The organism is Lichenihabitans psoromatis, assembly GCF_004323635.1.
GTDB classification, from domain to species: domain Bacteria; phylum Pseudomonadota; class Alphaproteobacteria; order Rhizobiales; family Beijerinckiaceae; genus Lichenihabitans; species Lichenihabitans psoromatis.
Window position 1 is genome coordinate 1169239 of the sequence record NZ_CP036515.1, and the last position, 18262, is coordinate 1187500.

12 protein-coding genes (1 of these 12 cut by a window edge) are annotated in these 18262 nt (G+C 65.1%); 4 read left to right on the forward strand and 8 right to left on the reverse strand.

The window, feature by feature from the left end; translation table 11 throughout:
- Positions 1-12: 12 nt before the first annotated feature.
- Positions 13-1314 carry a glycosyltransferase family 4 protein gene (locus EY713_RS05475; RefSeq protein ID WP_131113924.1) on the reverse strand — a complete coding sequence of 434 codons (1302 nt, stop codon included), beginning with the start codon at positions 1312-1314 and terminating at the stop codon, positions 13-15.
- 143 nt (positions 1315-1457) lie between these two features.
- Between EY713_RS05475 and EY713_RS05480 the strand changes: the two genes are divergently transcribed.
- Positions 1458-2048 carry a histidine phosphatase family protein gene (locus EY713_RS05480; RefSeq protein WP_131113925.1) on the forward strand — a complete coding sequence of 197 codons (591 nt, stop codon included), beginning with the start codon at positions 1458-1460 and terminating at the stop codon, positions 2046-2048.
- 12 nt (positions 2049-2060) lie between these two features.
- Here the strand turns inward: EY713_RS05480 and EY713_RS05485 are convergent, their stop codons facing one another.
- Positions 2061-2297: a cysteine rich repeat-containing protein gene (locus EY713_RS05485; RefSeq protein ID WP_170314066.1), complete on the reverse strand. Its 237-nt coding sequence runs from the start codon at positions 2295-2297 to the stop codon at positions 2061-2063.
- A 144-nt stretch (positions 2298-2441) separates the two neighbouring features.
- On the opposite strand from EY713_RS05485, the gene EY713_RS05490 reads away from it, so the two are divergent.
- Positions 2442-3389, forward strand: coding sequence for a hypothetical protein (locus EY713_RS05490; protein WP_131113927.1), 948 nt, complete (start codon positions 2442-2444; stop codon positions 3387-3389).
- Between the two features lie 207 nt (positions 3390-3596).
- On the forward strand, positions 3597-4862 hold the full coding sequence (locus tag EY713_RS05495) for a multidrug effflux MFS transporter (RefSeq protein WP_245572903.1): 1266 nt from the start codon (positions 3597-3599) through the stop codon (positions 4860-4862).
- A 39-nt stretch (positions 4863-4901) separates the two neighbouring features.
- Here the strand turns inward: EY713_RS05495 and EY713_RS05500 are convergent, their stop codons facing one another.
- From EY713_RS05500 to EY713_RS05525, 6 genes are all read right to left on the reverse strand, one after another.
- Positions 4902-7097 (reverse strand): putative bifunctional diguanylate cyclase/phosphodiesterase, encoded by a 2196-nt coding sequence (locus EY713_RS05500; protein WP_165491038.1) that lies wholly within the window; start codon positions 7095-7097, stop codon positions 4902-4904.
- 196 nt (positions 7098-7293) lie between these two features.
- Positions 7294-9432 carry a penicillin-binding protein 1C gene (gene pbpC / locus EY713_RS05505; RefSeq protein WP_131113929.1) on the reverse strand — a complete coding sequence of 713 codons (2139 nt, stop codon included), beginning with the start codon at positions 9430-9432 and terminating at the stop codon, positions 7294-7296.
- Positions 9429-14159 (reverse strand): alpha-2-macroglobulin family protein, encoded by a 4731-nt coding sequence (locus EY713_RS05510; protein ID WP_165491039.1) that lies wholly within the window; start codon positions 14157-14159, stop codon positions 9429-9431. Before EY713_RS05510 ends, pbpC begins: the two co-directional genes overlap by 4 nt.
- Positions 14160-14342: 183 nt before the next feature.
- On the reverse strand, positions 14343-15035 hold the full coding sequence (locus tag EY713_RS05515) for a class II aldolase/adducin family protein (protein ID WP_131113931.1): 693 nt from the start codon (positions 15033-15035) through the stop codon (positions 14343-14345).
- Positions 15032-16420, reverse strand: coding sequence for an FGGY-family carbohydrate kinase (locus EY713_RS05520; protein ID WP_131113932.1), 1389 nt, complete (start codon positions 16418-16420; stop codon positions 15032-15034). The genes EY713_RS05515 and EY713_RS05520 overlap by 4 nt, the downstream gene beginning before the upstream one ends.
- On the reverse strand, positions 16417-17481 hold the full coding sequence (locus EY713_RS05525) for a LacI family DNA-binding transcriptional regulator (RefSeq protein WP_131113933.1): 1065 nt from the start codon (positions 17479-17481) through the stop codon (positions 16417-16419). The genes EY713_RS05520 and EY713_RS05525 overlap by 4 nt, the downstream gene beginning before the upstream one ends.
- A gap of 166 nt (positions 17482-17647) precedes the next feature.
- Here EY713_RS05525 and EY713_RS05530 point away from each other — a divergent pair, with 166 nt between their 5' ends.
- On the forward strand, positions 17648-18262 hold the 5' portion of the coding sequence (locus EY713_RS05530) for a sugar phosphate isomerase/epimerase family protein (protein ID WP_131113934.1). 276 nt of this gene lie beyond the right edge of the window; 615 of the gene's 891 nt are visible here — the first part of the coding sequence; it begins with the start codon at positions 17648-17650; the stop codon falls past the right edge of the window.

Here is an 18262-nt window from a genome sequence, read left to right on the forward strand (position 1 = left end):
CGGGCGATCGCCTCAGAGATCATGCAAGAAGGGCAGGACGTCGTCGAAGTAGGAGGTCCAGGTCTGCGTGGCCGGGCCGCTCAGCCGCGCACGCCGCGCCATCAGGTCGGCGGCGCTCTCGGCAGCGCGCCGCAGGATCTCGTCCCGCCAGCCCGGACCATCGAGCGGCTCGAGATAGACGCTGGTCGCGCCGCCGACTTCGCGATGCGCCGCAATATCCGACGCGATCACCGGCGTGCCGAGCGCCAAGGCTTCGACGATCGGCAGGCCGAACCCTTCCGTGAACGAGGGCATCAGCAAGGCCCGGGCGCCGCGCACGACCTCCCGCATCGCCTGCGATGTCAGTCCATTGACCTCGATCACATGCGCGCCGAGGCCGGGGCAGCGTTCGAGGAGATCGATCACGCCTTGAGTCCGCAAACCGCGCGACCCGACGATGACGAGCTTCGGCAGCGGCGCCCCACGCTGCAGCATGTCGCGCCACACCTGGAGCAACAGGATATGGTTTTTGCGCTGGTCGATATTGCCGACCGTCACGAAATAAGGTGTCGAGGAGACAGGCTCGGACGTCGCATCGCCGCCGAGCAGGCTCTCGCTCACCGGAAGCGGCACGACATGGATCGGCATGTCGTGCCGACCGAGCGCCACGAGGCCGTCGCGGATCTCGTCCGCTGCGGCATGACTGGTCGCGATGAGGGCCGTGGCGCGTTTCGCGGCCATCCGTAGCCCCCGCGCATGATGGCGCGAAAGGATCGGTCCGGAATATTCCGGATAAAGCATCGGGATGAGGTCATGCAGCATCAGCACGGGCTTCACGTCGGGGCGATGGTCGAGCCATGTGAAAAACCAGTCCCACCCGAGTAGGATCTGGCCGGTGTTGACATAGACCGCGCCCTGCGGAACCGCGGCGCTGGCAAAGCGAAGCGGCGACATGCGGGCATTCAGCAACAGGCGAGTGTAGCGCAAGACGGCGCTGCTGCTGGGGGCCGCTCCCGAGCCGTCGCGTGTGAGTAATCGATTCGTCGGTCCAAGGTCGCCGGCAAGCCGCGCCTTGAGCCAAGCCAGCTTGCGATCGTCACCGGGCGGCCGCGTCTCGCGCCAATAGCGCTCGACCGTCCCGGCGAGGCGGCCAGCCTCTTTGGCCGTCAGCACCCCCATTCGGCTGAGCGCCGGCACCAGCCCGACGTTCCGGCCGCCCGGTTCGCCGAAGATGCGGGTCGCGTAGCCCATATCGACACGGTCGATGCCGCGCGGCGTGCTCCCCGCAGCGCCGACGAACATGCGGGTCAGATCAAAGGCGAGGGGATGATGCAAATGGGTATCGAGGACCGCCGGAGTGTCGCTGATCAGGTGAGGCGCTCTAGCCCAGATCAGAGTGCGCCACAAGCGACGCGGGACGCCGCAACCTCCTCCGCAAGGCTTGCGCGGCGGCAGCCAAGCCGGTAGGTCGTGCGGCCATGAGCGACCCTCGAATCCTTTGCATTCGCCATGGCGAATCCACCTTCAATGCGGCCTATGCGAATGATGGCGTCGATCCGATGCTGTTCGACGCGCCTTTGACCGAACGCGGACACGCACAGGTCGAAGCCGCACGCCTGCAGCTCCGCGACACGCCCGTAGACGTCGTGCTGACGACACCGCTGACGCGCGCGATGCAGACCTCGCTCGGTATTTTCGGTCAACATCCCTCGCGCCCCGCCATCATCGTCGAAACGTTGCATCGCGAGCGGCTGGAAAGCTCCTGCGATCAGGGGCGCTCGCCTGATTTGCTGATGGCTGAATTCCCGACCCTCACGCTCGATCACCTTCCTACGACCTGGTGGCATGCCGAGGGAGAGCCCGATGGACGCGGCATCACGGTCGAGCCGCTCGAGGTCATGATGGCCCGCATGGAGCAGTTCGTCACCGCCCTCAAGACCCGCCGGGAAGCCACGATCGCGCTCGTCGGGCATGGCACGTTTTTCCACCACCTCACCGGGCGATGGCTCGCCAATTGTGAAGTGATGGAGTGGCATTGGGATCACCCGCGCGTGCCGGCGGGCGACTGACCGGGCGGCGGTTCAGAACTCCTTGGTGCGCTTAGCCGGATCCGGCTCGATCAGCAGCTGGCATTTGAAGCTGAGCTTCGCCAGATTCTTGTTGAGACACTCGACGATCTGCTTTTCGTCCGGCACCGCATCGTTACACACCTTGAACACATCGGCTTGACAGGCGTCCTGCTGGCTCTTGGTGCCGCGCGCGTCCGCGAAGGCGACGGTGGTCGAGGCGATAGCCAGAGCGGCAGCGAGACAGGTCATGCGACCAAACATCGTTTCTTCCTTATGCGTGACGAACTCCGACCGCCGGTCGCGTCCGAGAGACTGGCGAAGGCGATCGAAAGCGTTCCCGCTGATTGATCGCCGTCAACGCCGACCCCGACAGCGGATGACGAGGTGGCATCGATGAAAGTCCTGCTTGATCTGACGCGATTGCGCCACGAGGGCAAGATCACGGCTGACGAATACGATAAATTGATGCGCCTGTCCGAGCGAGAGACCGGGTCGATGGCGCTCAATCTGCTTGTCGCTTTCGGGGTGGTGGCGGTCGGCGGCGCAACGCTCGCGCTGGCGCCAAGCATTGCCACCGCCGTGGCGCTGGGCATCGTCATCACCGGATTAGGCTTGGCACTCCGGCCACGCGCGCCTTTGGCAATGCTGGCCACCATCTGCATTCTGGTCGGCGCTCTTTTGTTGTCCGGCAGTCTCCTGGTCGAAGCCGGCGGTTCACCCCCCGCCTTCGTGCTGGTCGCGCTTCTCCTGGCGGTCGCGGCGGGTTTCACCGAAAGCGGTCTGCTGATCGCTGCCAGCGTCCTAGCGCTGGCTGGCGCGCTGGGCGGGGCCGGAAGCTATTCGCATGCCAGCTACGGTCTCGTCGTGCAGCAACCAAGTTTGACGATCGTCGTCTTCGCGGCGCTCGCGCTTGTCGCCGACCGGCTGGCGACGCATCTCCCGCCCGCCTTCGAGCGGCTGGCCCTTCTGGCGGCCCGCACGTCCTTGCTTCTCGTCAATTTCGGCTTCTGGGTCGGATCGCTGTGGGGCGACAATCTCGATTGGCTGCATCGGAGCGCCGCCTCCGACGAGCAATCGACGGTCCTTCCCGCCGTGTTATTCTCGGTCGGCTGGGCGCTCGCCCTCATCGGTGTCGCGATCTGGGCGGCGCGGCGCAATCGCCGCTGGGTCCTGACCGTGGCGGCGGTATTCGGCGCAATCCACTTCTACACGCAATGGTTCGAGCGGCTCGACGCGACACCCGAATCGGTGCTTCTCGCGGGCTTGATCACGCTCGGGATCGCAGCGGGGCTGTGGGCCTGGAGCCGCCGAAGCAAGCGAAAGCCGACCCCCTCCGTCTAAGAAAAGACCCTGAAAAGCGGGTGTCGCAACGGCCCGAATCATGGTTGAACACGGTCTCTCGAACATCCTGGAAAGCCTGTCGGGCGCTCGACACATCACGCTCGAGCCGCGGTGACCGGCCAACCAGCATGATTCGAGACCATCCGCACGCGACCGCAACGTTCAGGCGTTCACGCTTCGCGTCGGCACATCGAAAGACACTCCCGCATGACGGTGATGGCTGCACCTTCGACGCCTTCCGACCCTGGTATGGGCTCGCGCCAATTCATTGGCCTTGTGGCCGCGCTCATGGCCATCAACGCTCTCGCGATCGACTCCATGCTTCCGGCGCTTCCGACCATCGCCCACTCGCTGGGCCTGTCGCACCCCAACCAGCAGCAATGGATCGTCACGGCCTATTTGATCGGGTTCGGTAGCGCGCAGATTTTTTACGGCACCTTGGCGGACCGCTTCGGACGCAAGCCCGTCCTCCTGACCGGCATCTCGATCTACGTCGTGTGTAGCATCGCGGCGGCGCTCGCCACCTCGCTGGAGACCATGCTGATCGCGCGAGCCTTACAGGGCGTTGGCTCGGCCGCGACGCGCGTGCTCGCCGTCTCGATTGTCCGCGATTGCTACTCGGGCAGCCAGATGGCGCGCGTGATGTCCTTCTCGTTCATCGTATTCCTGGCCGTGCCGATCATCGCCCCCTCGCTTGGGCAATTGATCATGCTGGTCGGGCCATGGCGGTGGATCTTCGGCGCCCTCGCCTTGTTCGGACTGACCGTGATGCTCTGGTCGACGCTGCGGTTGCGCGAAACGCTGCATCCAAACGACCGGATCCCAATCGAAATCCACCGGGTCTGGGCCGCCTACCGCGCCGCCCTCACCAACCGGACTGCGGTCGGCTACATGTTGGCCATGACCATGATGCTGGGCGGGCTGTTCGGCTTCATCAACTCGGCCCAACAGGTGTTCGGCGAGGTGTTCCAGGCTCCTCGCCTGTTTACCGCCATCTTCGCCCTGATCGCGCTGTTCATGGCGCTGTCGTCGCTGCTCAACGCACGGATCGTCGGGCGGCTCGGGACACGTCGCGTCTCCCACGTCGCACTGCTGGGTTACATCTTTTTCGCGGTCGTCCATGCGCTGGTCGCGATCTGCGGTCTCGAGACGATCTGGAGTTTCACCATCCTGCAGGCCGCGATGATGTTCGGCTTCGGGCTCGTGGTCTCCAACTTCGGCTCGCTCGCCATGGGGCCACTCGGCCATCTCGCCGGCACCGGCTCCTCAGTCCAGGGCTTCGTCACGACGCTCGGGGGTGCGCTGCTCGGCTTCTACATCGGACAGCAATTCGATGGCACGGTGGTGCCGATCACGGTCGGTTTCGCGGCGCTTGGTCTTGCGGCACTTGCCTGTGTCGCCTTTGCCGAGAAGGGGCGGTTGTTCGCACGCCACAGCATCGTTCAGGAGAATGAGGCCGTCGCGGGTCATTGAGGCGCGGCCTGTCGCCGAGGCGCGACCGACATCACCGGCTCAAGCCGCGGCCTCGATCCGCATCAGGGCCTCCCAGCGCCTAGGCCATGCGGCCAGAAAGGCCGGCACCTCGCTGGCCGGCATCGCGGGTTGGAACAGGAAGCCCTGCCCGCGCGGGCAGCCGAGCGTCCGAAGGAAGCGCAATTGCTCGGCGGTCTCGATGCCTTCGGCCACGACGTCGAGCCCGAGACTTTCAGCAAGACCGATGACGGCCGAGACGATCGCGACGTTATCGTGCCGTGCCGGGATATCGCGCATGAAGGAATGGTCGACCTTGAGCAGGTCGACCGGGATTTGCTGAAGATGGCTCAGAGAGGCGTGACCCGTTCCAAAATCATCGAGCGCGATGGTGATGCCGGCGTCGCGTAGGCCTTGCAGGACGGCCTCGGCCACCGCGATATCCTTGCTGAGCAGCACCGTCTCGGTCACCTCGATCACGAGATGCGACGTCTTGAGGCCGTGCGCCTCGACGGCTTGTCGCAGCCGCGTCACAAGGCCCGTGCGGCGAAACTCGAATTCGGAAACGTTCAATCCAACGCGGCCAAACGGCAATCCGGCCGCGTGCCACCGGCCCATGTCGGCTGTCGCACGCTCCACCATGCAGTCACCCAGCATGAGAGAGAGATCGGGATCGTCGAAGACCGACATGATCGAGCCCGGCGGCTGAAAGCCCGACGTCGGGTCTCGCCAGCGGAGCAGAGCCTCGAAACCGTGGATCACCCCGGTTTTGAGCGAGATGATCGGTTGATAGAAGGGCTCGACGCGCCCGTCGGCGACGGCAGATCGAACGGTCGCAAGGATCGTCATTTGATGATCGCGCTCGAGCCGGATCGCGGGCGAAAACATGGCGGCGCGCGCTCGGCCGCCGGTCTTCGCTCGATAGAGTGCCAGATCCGCCGCTTTCAGCAAGGCGGCGGCGTCCCGCTCATGGTCGGGGAACACGGCCGCCCCGATGCTGGCGTGACAAATCAGCAGGTGGCCGCCGACCTCGACCGGCGCGTTCAAGGCGGCGAGAAGCCGACCGAGCGGTTGATCGACATCGTGCGGCTGCTGGAACCCCGTCAAAATGACCGCGAACTCGTCCCCGCCGAGCCGCGCGACGGTGTCGGACGCGCGCAAGCCCTCGTTCAACCGCAGCGCCTGAGCGCGCAGCACCGCGTCGCCGGCGTCATGGCCAAAGCTGTCGTTGATGTCCTTCAGCCGATCGAGATTGACGAGAAACAACGCCACGATACAGCCATGGCGTTCCGCATATTGAAGCGCTTTGGCGAGACGATCGTGAAATAAGGCACGGTTGGGCAGGTTGGTCAGCGTGTCATGATTGGCGACATGCCAAAGTTGGGCCTCGCTTGCCTTGTGGCTCGTGATGTCCTGGAGCACGCCGATCAGTCGCGTCGCGACGCCGCCGACGACCTCCGCCTCCCCCCTGATGTGAACCCAGCGCCTGGTATTGTTGGCGGTCACGAGCGGCGTCTGGATATCGAAAGAGCCAAGCGACGCGACAGCCCGATCGATCGCGGCCGCGATCTTGCCCCGCTCTTCGCCGGGATAGAACGACAAGGCGAAATCGGTCGTAATCGCCCGACCGATCGGCACCTCGCTGATGCGGTAGATCTCATCCGACCAGAAGAGGCTGCCGGTCTGCAGGTCGAGATCCCACCCGCCCACATGCGCCATACGCTCGGTCAGGTCGATCATCACGTGCTGCCGCCGAAGCTGGCGCCGCTGTCGCCACAGATCCACCCGCCCCAGACGTCTACGCCGAATCTCCACCTCGAGCCGCGCGGACGCGCGTTGCGATCGCAGAGCATCCACCGCCATCGCGGCGAGCCGTTGCAATTGCACGGCCTCTCTCTCGCCAAACCCGCGCGGTTCTGGTCCGGCAAGGCTTAGATTGCCCATCGGAAACCCCGGCTTCAATTCGAGCGGAACTCCGGCATAAAATCGAAGACGCGGCCCGCCGGTCACCAGGGGATGATCGGCGAACCGGCTTTGCCGCAGATCCTCGATGGTTTGAACCTGTTGGGTGGCGGCCGCCGGATCGAAGAAGGTCGAGAGCGGGGGAGACGGATCGACGTCCACGCCCCACCGGGAAGATAGCCAGATCCGTTGGTAATCGAGAAAGCCCGCGACGGCGAGCGGCACGTCGAAGACGTCGCGCGCAAACGCGCCGATCCGGTCGAGAGCGTCCTTCAACGTCGCCTCGATCGCCCGAGGCGATCGCGGTGGTCGGACATCGCCCTCCTCGGTCAGTACGCTCGAATCCTGCACGTCCTGACCTCAGCCTCGTTCAGACCGGCGAACGTCGTCATGACGCTGCGTAAGTTCAGGCTATTCTTACAAGATGAACGTCGCTTTTCTATCGCTTTCGATAATTATGGTTCAAACCTTTTCATGGTTCTTGATGCAACGAGCCAATTCCGGTGGCCTCCTCCACCGGATCGGCGCGACGCGCGAGAATCCGAACTGTCGCACGATCACTATGTCCGGCGGCATCCACCACCGTCACGGTCGTGAATCCTTCCCCCTCCGGCCGCCAAAGCGCCTCGCGTGCGAAGCTGCGGCTCTCGATCGGCTGACCGTCCACCAGCCAACGATACGGACGCTGACCACCAAGCGCCGAGAGTTTTACCGGACTTTGTGGCGCCGCGCCCGCATCGCCATCGACGAGCAGACGGGAACCCTCGATCGGGAAGCTGATGCGTGGGCGATCGCCGTTCGGATCGCTCGTCGCGTCAAGCCGCACCAACGCGGGCGGGGGCGGCCCGGCAAAGACCGGCTCGAGCCTGCGGCGCGCGATCGGATCGGGCGGCAGCAGATCGAACAGGCGGAACAGAATTTGTGCCGCCGCGACCCCGACGCAGGCCGCGCAGGTGCCCCCATCCGCCCGCCCCATCCAGACGCCGATCGCGTGGTGTTGATCGAACCCGATCGCCCAGCCATCGCGAAAGCGGTAGGAGGTGCCTGTCTTGAAGGCGATGCGCCCGGCGCGTGCGCCGAAGCCACCGGGCGGCGGCATGTCGGATAGAATATCGACGACCGCATCGGCAGCCGCCCGACCCATGAGGATGCCACTGGACGCGCGGGGAGCGCCCGGGGTTGTCGTGAGGGGATTGACCTCTCCCCCACGGGCCAGTGCGGCGTAGGCGGTCACGAGAGTCTGAAGCGTCGTTCCCGCGCCGCCGAGAGCGACCGGCAGGCCCGGCGCCGCATCCGTGTCGCCGAAGGCAAGCGACAGACCGGCCTGCTTGAACCGCTCGGTAAAGACGAGCGGCCCGAGGCGTTGCAACGTCACCACGGCCGGAAGGTTGAGCGACATCTGAAGGGCCTGCCGGACCGTGACGTCGCCGTTGAAGCCGCCATCGAAATTATGCGGCGCATAGTCGTCGAACCGGGTGGCGGCATCGCGGACCAGACTGGCGGGATGCGCCAATAGTCCATCAAAGGCCATGCCGTAGATGAAGGGTTTCAGTGTCGACCCCGGCGAACGCACCGCCTGCGTGAGGTCGATCGCGCCACTGCGACGTCGATCGAAATAATCGCCGCTCCCGACGCGAGCCACCACCTCGCCGCTCTGCCAATCGGCCATGATGGCCGCGACATTGACGGGACGCGGCAACGAGCCGAGCGCCTGAGCCAGAATGCGTTCGGCCCCATCCTGCAGGTCATGATCGATCGTGGTTCGCACCGCGGCGCCGGCCGGAGCTGTGCCGGCGAGTTGCTCGGCGAGATGCGGCGCCAAGGCCGGCATGGCGTGACGTATTGTCGGCACCGGCGTCAGCATCGCGGTGCGAAGCGAGCCCCTCGCCACGATTCCATCGGCAGCGCCCCGCCGCAACACCTTGGCGCGCGCGGCTTCAGCGGCCCCGACGCGCCGGTCGGGCCGCAAGCCGGTCGGGTTCTGCGGCAGCGCAACCAGCAAAGCCGCTTCAGCATCCGACAGCGCGGAGGGCTCCTTGCCGAACCAGGCCAGGCTTCCGGCCCTGACGCCTTCGACATTGCCGCCCATCGGCGCGAGCGTCAGATAAATCTGGAGAATGTCGCGCTTGGATAGCCGCGTCTCGAGCTGTATCGCCCGGACGATCTCGATCAGCTTGGACCGGAGCGTGCGCGGCCGCGGCTCGAGGAGGCGCACGACCTGCATCGTCAGGGTGGATCCGCCCGACACCACCCGGCCATTGGTCAGCACTTGCAGACTGGCGCGGACGAGCGCCAGCGGATCGACACCCGGGTGGAACCAGAATCGCTTGTCTTCGATATCGACGAGAAGGTCTCGATAGGTCGACGAGAGCATGTCGGGGTCGGGCCGCAAGCGCCAGAGTCCGCCCTTGGTTGTGAAGACCCGCAAGGGCACGTCGGACCGATCGAGCACCGCAGTCGAGGTCTCGGCGAGACGCGTGAAATCCGGTGGAAACAGACGATCGAGCGCCAGGACACCGAGCGACACGCAAGCGACGACCACCAGAGCGCCGATCGTCAATCGACCGGCCCAGACTTTTGGGCCGGTCAGATCCGCGTCTGCGCCGCTCACTGCGGCTTGCGCGGCGCCTGAACGTCGAGCACCCCGGCATCGCTCCGCGCATGATACGAGGGCGCGTACATATCCTCGACCTGAACGCCGGGACGCGCGTAATGGCCGGGCGTCACGGCGCGAACCACATAGGCGAGCTTGAAGCCGCGCGAACCCTCGCTGAGATCCAGGCCGGCAAGATAGCGGTCGTCGCGCACGGCCGTGAAGGTTGGCTCCGTCACATCCTTCAGCCAGGCGAATTGCGTCGCGTCGCGATCGCCGGACAAGCCCACGTTACCGGGCTCCAACCCAGCCGGAAGCATGTCGACGATCAGCACCTTGCGTTGCAACCCCTCGCTCATGCCCCCCTCGACCACGATCACGAGTTCGTCGTTCTGATGCGTGTCGGCAAGATCGGCCGGCTTCCCGTCGAGGTGGAAATAGCTTCTCTGGATCGTGAAGCCATTGGCTTCGGCGGGCTGCGGGCCCGCCGGAACCCCGGTCGTGGCGAGAGACAGATAGACGATGTCTGACGCTTTGTTGACCACGTCCACGGTGCGGCCTTGGCCGAGCGGGATCGTCAGGAGAGCGCTCGATCGGCCGCTGATAGCCTTGCCGTCGAGATCGACGTTCAGCGGCGTCTTGCTTTTGAGGTCAAAGGCGCTCCGCAGCATCCAAGCGTCTTCCTGCGTGCTGCTGTACCCTTTCCCATCCGTCCGGCGCGCGAGGTCCGCCGCTTGGCTGATCAGGGCGGCTTGCGGCAGCAGTTTTTCCTCGTTGGCCAACGACAGGGCCATCGCCTTGTCGCGCAGGTCGCTGCCATAGTCGTTCAGGTAGATGTGCGGGTCGCGCGTGATCGGCGCGGCCTTCATCAAACCAGCGGCGAGGTCGCGCTCCCCCGCATGAGCCATCGCGGCCGCGAGTTGCACACGCGCGATGTCGCTCGGCAGGTGATCGGCGGTGCGGGACGCCATGTAGCGCAATTGCGAGAGGTCGAGCTTGCCGGCCCGGCTGAGCACGACGGATGCGTAGCTGTTACCCGCAACCTCGATCGGATCGACACTGCCGGTCGCGAAGCGCCCCGCCAGCCATGTCAACGCCCGTGTCTTCATGCTCTCAGGGACGTTCAAGCCCTGCTTTTCAGCATGTTGCAGGAAATCGACCACATAGGCGGTAAGCCAGGCATTGCCGCTGTCGAAAGCCGACCAATAGCCGAAGCTGCCATCGGCCGCCTGCAGGGAGAATAGCCGGGCGATGGCGCCCTGCCCCGTCACGTTGTCGCCGGTCGCGGCTTTCACCGCGCCGCCGAGGCTCGCGACATAAAGTTCGGGAAAGGCGCGGCTGACGGTTTGTTCGGCGCAGCCGTAGGGGTAGCGGCGCAATTGAGCCAGGAGGCCGGGGACATCGAAGGCCGGGACGGTCGAGACCGTCAGATCGAGGGTCGCCGTGCCGGGGAGGAGATCCTGTCCCAGCGCGTCGCCGGCCGTGAGCTTCTGACCCGGATCGAGCGTGCGGATCTGGCGCTGCGTCACATAAGGATTTGGCGAGCGGACGCCGATTTCGAAATCGCGTTCCGTGGTCGTGCCATCATCACCCGTGACGACCATGTGGATACGGCCCGCACCGAGTGCACCGGTCGCCGTCAAGGTCCGGTCGACGAAGCGGCGCTTGTCGCGCTTCACATCCTTGAAAAGCGCATCGTCACGGTCGAGCGCAAGCGCGCCCGAGGTCGTGAACGCCACCTTATAGGTCTGCTCCGGCGCTTCGAGATCCGTCAGCATGACGCGGGCCTGCGCCTTGTCGCCAGGGCTGAGGAAGCGCGGTAAGGTGAGTTCTGCCAGAAGGGGAGGCCGCACCGTGACGGGCCGTTCGGCCCGCCCAAAGCGATCCGCCGTCCAGGCCACCACCATCAGCCGCAGTCTGCCGCTGAAGTCCGGAATATCGAGCGTGACGGTGCCGTGCCCGTCGGCGTCCAGCCGAACGGGCCCTTGGAACAGCGCGACCGTCTTGAAGGTCTTCACATCGAGACCGCCCATCTGCAGTTTGGCGCGGGCATCGCCGCCCTGCACCAGTCGCCCCGCCTGCCCGGCTGGATCGATCAGCACCCCGTAGATGTCGCGCAGCTCGAACCCTGGCTCCCGACGGCCGACGAAATGGTCGGCTGCATCAGGCGTCTCGAAACTCGTCATGCGGAGCACCGCCTCGTCGACCGCCGCGAGTGTCACATAGACGGGCTGATCACGCGGAGCGCCCTTGACCGACACGTCGACGACCAGTTTCGACTTCGGCTGAATCTTGTCCGGCGCGCCAAGACTGACGTCGAGCCGATGCGACGCGGCCGCCCCCGGCACCCAGCCGATGCCGACCGCGCGAACCGGTAGACGCGGCACCACCCCGCCGGCTGGGGAGATCGCAACGGCCAGCACGTAGGCGCCACTGGCCGGAACATCGGCCGCGTCGAACGACACCGTATCGCCGCCCTTCGCCATCGTCAGTTCCTGCACCTGATGCAGGCCATTGCCCTCCAGCATCACGAGCACGCGGCCCGCAAAGGCCGGCTCGACCCTGGCCCGTATGGTCCCGGCGGGGGCAGACGCATCGATCGTCACCGGCAGCACATCCGGCTTGCGATTGTCGGCCTCCGCACCGCCCCACCAGCCCGCGCCGAAGCGGACGCTGGTCGCGGTTTTCCCGTCGGCATCATAGACTTCGAGCCGGAATCGACCGCTCGTGACAGGGGCGGTGATGTGGCCACGCCCATCGGCGCCGAGCGTCACTTCGCCACCATTCTGCCGCGCGTCGTTGACGATCTCCTCGGATTGCCAGCGGCCGTCGCGATAGAAGTAGGTGTAGTCGTAATCCTCCTTGATGAGGTCCCACTTGAGACTGCTCGATCCGATCGGCGTTCCGACCGGATCAAGCAACGCGACGTCGAAGTCCGCGTCGGCTCCCTCCGCCACGCCATAGCCAAAGGTGGTCCGAACCCCGATGAACCGATTTGCGGTGTGGAGCGGCCTCGTCGCCTGGGCCGTCACGGCGCGTCCATCAATGTCGTTGACGGTCGCCAGAACAGCGACCTCGAGTGGCGAGGTCGAGTCGGGCGCTGCATCGTCCTGCAGCGTGACGGTCGCATGGCCTTTGTCGTCCGTCGTAAAGGTTTGGGCCGTGAGTGATTTGGCCAGGAACTGTTCCTGCACCAACCCGAAGCGATAATCCTCAAACCCCTTGAACGGGGCGCTGGCGGCCTGGATCGTGCCTTCGACCTGTCCGGTCAGCGCGGCACCGGGGCTGCCATAAAAATAATCGGCCTGCACATTCGCTTGGATCGGCCCTGCGGCATCGAGCGGACCTGCGGCGGCATCCAGTTTCGCCTCGAGACGCGGCGGCACGAAATCCTGGACCGAGACTGTGACGCTGCCGACATGCTCTTTCCCGCCGGCACCGGCCCAAATGGTCCATTCGCCGCTATAGGCATTATCCGGCACGTGGATGTCGATCGAGCCGCCACCTGCTGTGGCAAGGTCCGGCTTCAGGGTTTCAACCTCGATCCCGTCGGGCCGCACGACATGCAGCAGCAGCGGCGTGGTCGGCACGAGGGCCGCCTTTGCGTCACGCAGCAGCGTTCCGAGATGGATGGTCTCACCCGGACGATAGATGCCCCGATCGGTCCATAAGAAGGCATCGAGCGCGCCGGGCGGGGTCCGCCCCTTCGTATCGAGATCCGTGAGGTCGAGCGCCGGCGCATCGATCTGCAGCCACGTGAAATCACCACGGGCCAGCGATGCGGCCAGAACGCGCGGGCTGTCGCCATTCTCGCCCCGCAACAGGCCGCCGGGAATCATGACCCGGCCGTCCTGGTCGGTCTTATAGGAGGCCAGCACCTCGTTGCTGCGGGCGATCAGGCGAACGTCGACATCCTTGATCGGCACGGCCGTTTGCAACGAGCGCGCACTGACCAGCATGCCAGCGTCGGTCTTGACCGTGAACAGCCCGATATCCGAAATGCTGAACCATTGCGTGGCGCGCTCACCATCGTCCTCGGGCGTCGAGCCGTCGCGGATGGCGGTCACAACATAGACGCCGGGCGTCAGGGTCTTGATGAGCTGGTCGATCGGGATCGTGGTCGCGACCTGCTGGTTGGGTTTGGAGGCGATATCAAGCCGCCCTTCGAACAGCTTGGTGCTGCGATCGGCGATCTGCGCGAGACTGTAGCCGCTGAGCACCTGGCCGAACCACTCGTTGCCGACCTGATCGGCCAGCGCCCGTTCGCCGAAGCGATAAACCACGATATGGGCCTTGCTGACGTTGACGCTCTTGAGCGGCAGACCGACGCCCTTCGTATAGGGAAGCAGCGACTTGCCGGTGTCGAACGTCACGCGGGCTTCGCGGTCGGGCACATCGACCGCGACTGTGACGTCCTTCGGCAACGTCGATCCGTCGGCGGCGGGCAGACCCGCCTTCAGCCGCACCGTGTAATGGCCACCATGCGCGAGGCCTGTCAGGCAGAGATCCTTGCCACGCGGTTGAAGGCTGTGGTCGGTCTTTGGATCGAGCGAGAGGAACGGCTCGAATGCACTGCCCTCGTGACGCGGCAGCGGCGACGTGAAGCTGAAACAGGCGGCTGGCACCGCACGATCGGGTTGGACCGTCACATTGAGATAGTCGGCGGCGTGAGCGCCCCCGATGGCGCCGAGCAGCAAAGAGGTCGGAACGAAAAGCCCCAGCAAGACCCGTGATAGTGTGCTCAACGATCCCTCACGACGCATGTCGACCGGCTCCCATCGGCTGTGGGTTCAGTGACAGGCCTCGACGTCGATTGCGTGACGTCGGGGCCCCTCCCACGTTTTCTGAGTTCTATCTGAACTGCGGCAGCCCGCCACAGCAAAACGAGATCCGGCCTTCGCGCGCGCCACGACCGGTCCGTCGTTCGTTCAATCCTTCGCGCGCGCGACGTCGTTGACGCCTTCAAGATCGGGCGCGTGGCCGTAGCTCATCTGCTTCATCTGAGTCAGGACGCGGTGCATCTCTTCGTCCGAGAGGATCGGCGGTTCGCCGAGCGTCAGGGCCTGGACATATAGCCGCGAGATCGTCTCAACTTCGATGCCGAGCGCCAGAGCCGAAGCGAGCGTCTTGCCGAGCGAAATCTGACCATGCTGTCCAAGCAGGCAGGCCAACCGATCCTGCAGGGCCTCCAGAGCGTAATCCGAGAGCGCCTGCGTCCCGAATGTCGCATATTTGGCGCAACGGATCGTGGTGCCGCCGGCGACGCCGGTCATGTAATGGAAGCTCGGGATGGTCTTGTGGTGGACCGCGAGGGTCGTCGCATAGATCGAATGACAATGCAGGACGACGTCGATGTCGTGCCGAGCCTGCAGGATATCGCGATGGAACCGCCATTCCGAAGACGGGCGGCGGCGCCCCTCATAGGTCCCGTCGAAGGCCATTTGGACCAGATCCTCCGGCTCCATCTGATCGTAGGGCAAGGAGGTCGGCGTGATCAGGAATCCAGCGGGGTTCCGGATCGAGATATTGCCGGCCGTCCCCTGATTGATGCCGCTGGCATTCATGCGGCGGCATGTCGCCACCATGTCGCGGCGCATCGCGAGATCGTCGGTCGTGGTCATGGGTTTCTCCTGTTGCTGGCGCGGGCGCGCCATTGGGTTCGGTATTGGTCGAGGCCGGAGACGCGCAGCGGGTCCGGCCGGTCGAGCGCAAGCGGGGCTGCGTGATCCCGCGTCTCGTGCCAGGCCAGCAGCGCTGCCCCGGACCCGGTTCCATATTGCTCGTGATTGACGAGCACGCGGGCCTGTGGACGCAAGGCGGCCAGCAACCCGGCATAGGCAGGGTCGCGCACGTAACTGCCGTCGAGCACGAGATTATCCCCGATCGCGAGTCCCTCGAGACACATGTCGGTGAGCAAGGCAACATAGAGCACCGCGAGGCTATGGCGCAGCGTGAGATCGCTCGCGAGCGCGCCCTCCACCACGCCCCGCCCGGCCGTGCCCGGAAACAAGGCATCGTCCTGACCAAAGGTCGGCAGCGCCATCGTGCCGCTTGCGATGAGCCGCTCGAGGTCATCGCGCGACGCGGGGCCGCGCGTGCCGGCTTCCGAAACAGCGCTGAACTCGCGGCCCGCCATGGTGAGTACGCCGGCCAGAGGCTTGCCCTCGACGTCGGCATTGCAGCACACGCCCGGCCGCTCGGTGACGCCGTCGCTGTCGGGGCTGTCGCTGATCGCCACCATCCAAGTCCCGGTCGACACAACGGTCATGTCGGAGAGGCCGGCCGCCTGATAGCGGTACAGATTGGCGGAACTGTCGTGGATGCCGTTGACGACCCGCACATCGGGCCGCAAGCCGGTTCGCGACACCCAGTCGGGCCGCAACGGTCCAAGTGTCTCCCAGGCCGGACGCAGCGGCGGCATCAATCTCTGCCAGCCGCGCTCCGCGATCAGGTGCGCCGGGCGGCCATCGGCCGGGCTCCAGAGATGCGACTGTGCCGCGAGGCTCGTGACCTCCCCGGCCGCGACACCGCTGAGCCGCCATGCCCAATATTGCGGCGTCGCAAGGTAATAACGCGCGTCGAGGAAGGCCGCCGGCCAATCCGTTTCCAGCCATAGCATCTGGCGCGCCAGATGAGCGGCCCCGAGCATGAATTGACTGCCGCGCTCGCGGAATGACCCACCGATGCGGCGATATTCGGCTTCGATCGCGGCCGGCGGCGTCTGCTCATAGTCGATCATCGGCATGGCTGGCTCATGCTCGCCCACCAGCACCCCGCCCGACCCATGCGCGCAAGGGACGATCGCAGCAATATCATGACGCGAACCGAGGCTTGTCAGCCCATCCAACATCCAGCTCTCGATGGCACCAAGATCATGATGCCGATACGGCGGTCCCGGCAAAACCGCATTGCCGGTCGACATCGTCTCGAGCAACCGTCCAACGCGATCGGCGATCGTCAATTTGACGTTGGTTTTGCCGACGTCGAACACCGCCACGACGCTCATGATGTCGAGTCCCGACGCTCGCCCTCGTGGCGCGATGTGGATCCGCGCATCACAATGCGACACGGCAGTTCCATCACGCGATGAGGGGCGTCATCACCCTTCAGCCGGCCGACCAGTTGCCGCCAGGCCGCCACGGCCATGGCTTCCACGGGTTGCCGCACCGCCGTGATGCTAGGGGTGACCAGGGCCATCCACTCTTCATCGTCGAAACTTGCCAAAGCGATGCCGCGCGGCTGAGCCCGAAGCCTGGGTCCGAGGAGCTCGAAGACGACCCTCGTCGTGATGTTGTCGAGCGCGAAGACGGCGTCGGGGAGCGGACTCGTCGCCATGAAAGTCTCGATCCGACGGCGTACCGTCGCCGGATCGAGCCCCGTTTCCAGCACCGTGACGTCCATAGTCGAGCCGGCGGCCTCGCGGATGCCATCGAGACGCTCGCGGATGTTGCCGATCCTCAAGCAATTGGCGACGACCACACAACTCGACGCGCCCATCTCGGCAAGGTGCCGGATCATGGACGCCGAGGCCGCCTTGTTGTCGACCGCCACCATGTCGAAGTGCGCATCGTCCGGTAGACGATCGACCAGGACGATCGGCAGGCCCCACGACGGGAGCCGTTCGGTGAAGGCACCGTCGCAGGGGATGACGATCAGCCCGGCCGGTCGCCATGAGCGGATGGCCCTCAATCGCGCGGCTTCCTGCTGCGGGTCATTGGCGGAACTGACCACCAAGAGATCGAACCCGTCGAGACGGGCCACCTGTTCGAGCGTCGACACGAAGGAGGCGAAGAAGGAATTTTTCAAATCGGGCACCACGATACCGGCCAGGGCCTGCTTGCGCGACCGCAGCCGCGAGGCTGTGCCATCAGCCACGTAGCCGAGTTCATCGACGGCGGCTCGCACGCGCAAGGACAGTTCCTCACCGACGCGTGTCCGGCTGTTGAGGACATTGGAGACGGTGGCGATCGAAACCCCGGCCCGCTCCGCAACCGTGCGGATCGACACGGCACGCGGCGACGCGGCTCGGTCCACGATGCGGGGCTCTCGTTCGGAGTTGTGTGGCATGGATCGCCTTCCCCGGCAGAGCCGAGCGTCTCCCTAAAACGTTTTTTTAGAGGCTAGACATCCGGATCGTCTGTGTCAATCATGGGCAGGATGGCGTCTGAAGAGGCAAGGTCAACCGGACCAAACCTCTCGTTGCGCCACAGATCACCTAAGGGAGGAAACGACCATGAACAAGCTTGGGGTACATGCCTTTGTGTGGGCGAAAGGCTGGAGCGAGGAGGAATGCCGCTTCGCCGTCAGCCAGTCGGCCGAACTCGGCTACGATCTGATCGAGCTCGCGGCTCTCGATCCGAATGCCATTTCGGTCGACTTCACCCGTCGAGAACTCGAAAAGCATAAGCTCGGCGCCACCATGTCGCTCGGCCTCGACGCCGATCGAGATATTTCGTCCGGCGATCCGGAAAAGACCAAGCGCGGCGAACAGCGCTTGATGGAAGCCATGTCGCTCGCCCGCGACGTGCAGGCGACGCATGTTTGCGGCATCCTCTATTCGGCGTTTCAGAAATATGCGGTTCCGCCGACCGCCGACGGGGTCGCCCGTTCGGTCGAGGTGCTGCAGCGCGTCGCCGAGAAAGCCAAGGAGAGCAACATCACGCTCGGGCTCGAAGTGGTTAACCGCTATGAGACCAACGTCTGCAACACGGCCTCGCAAGGTGTCGAACTCTGCAAGCGGATCGGCGCCCCTAACGTTAAGGTGCATCTCGACGTCTACCATATGAACATCGAGGAATCCGACATCGCCTCCGCCATCATCGAGACGGGCGACTACCTCGGCTACTTC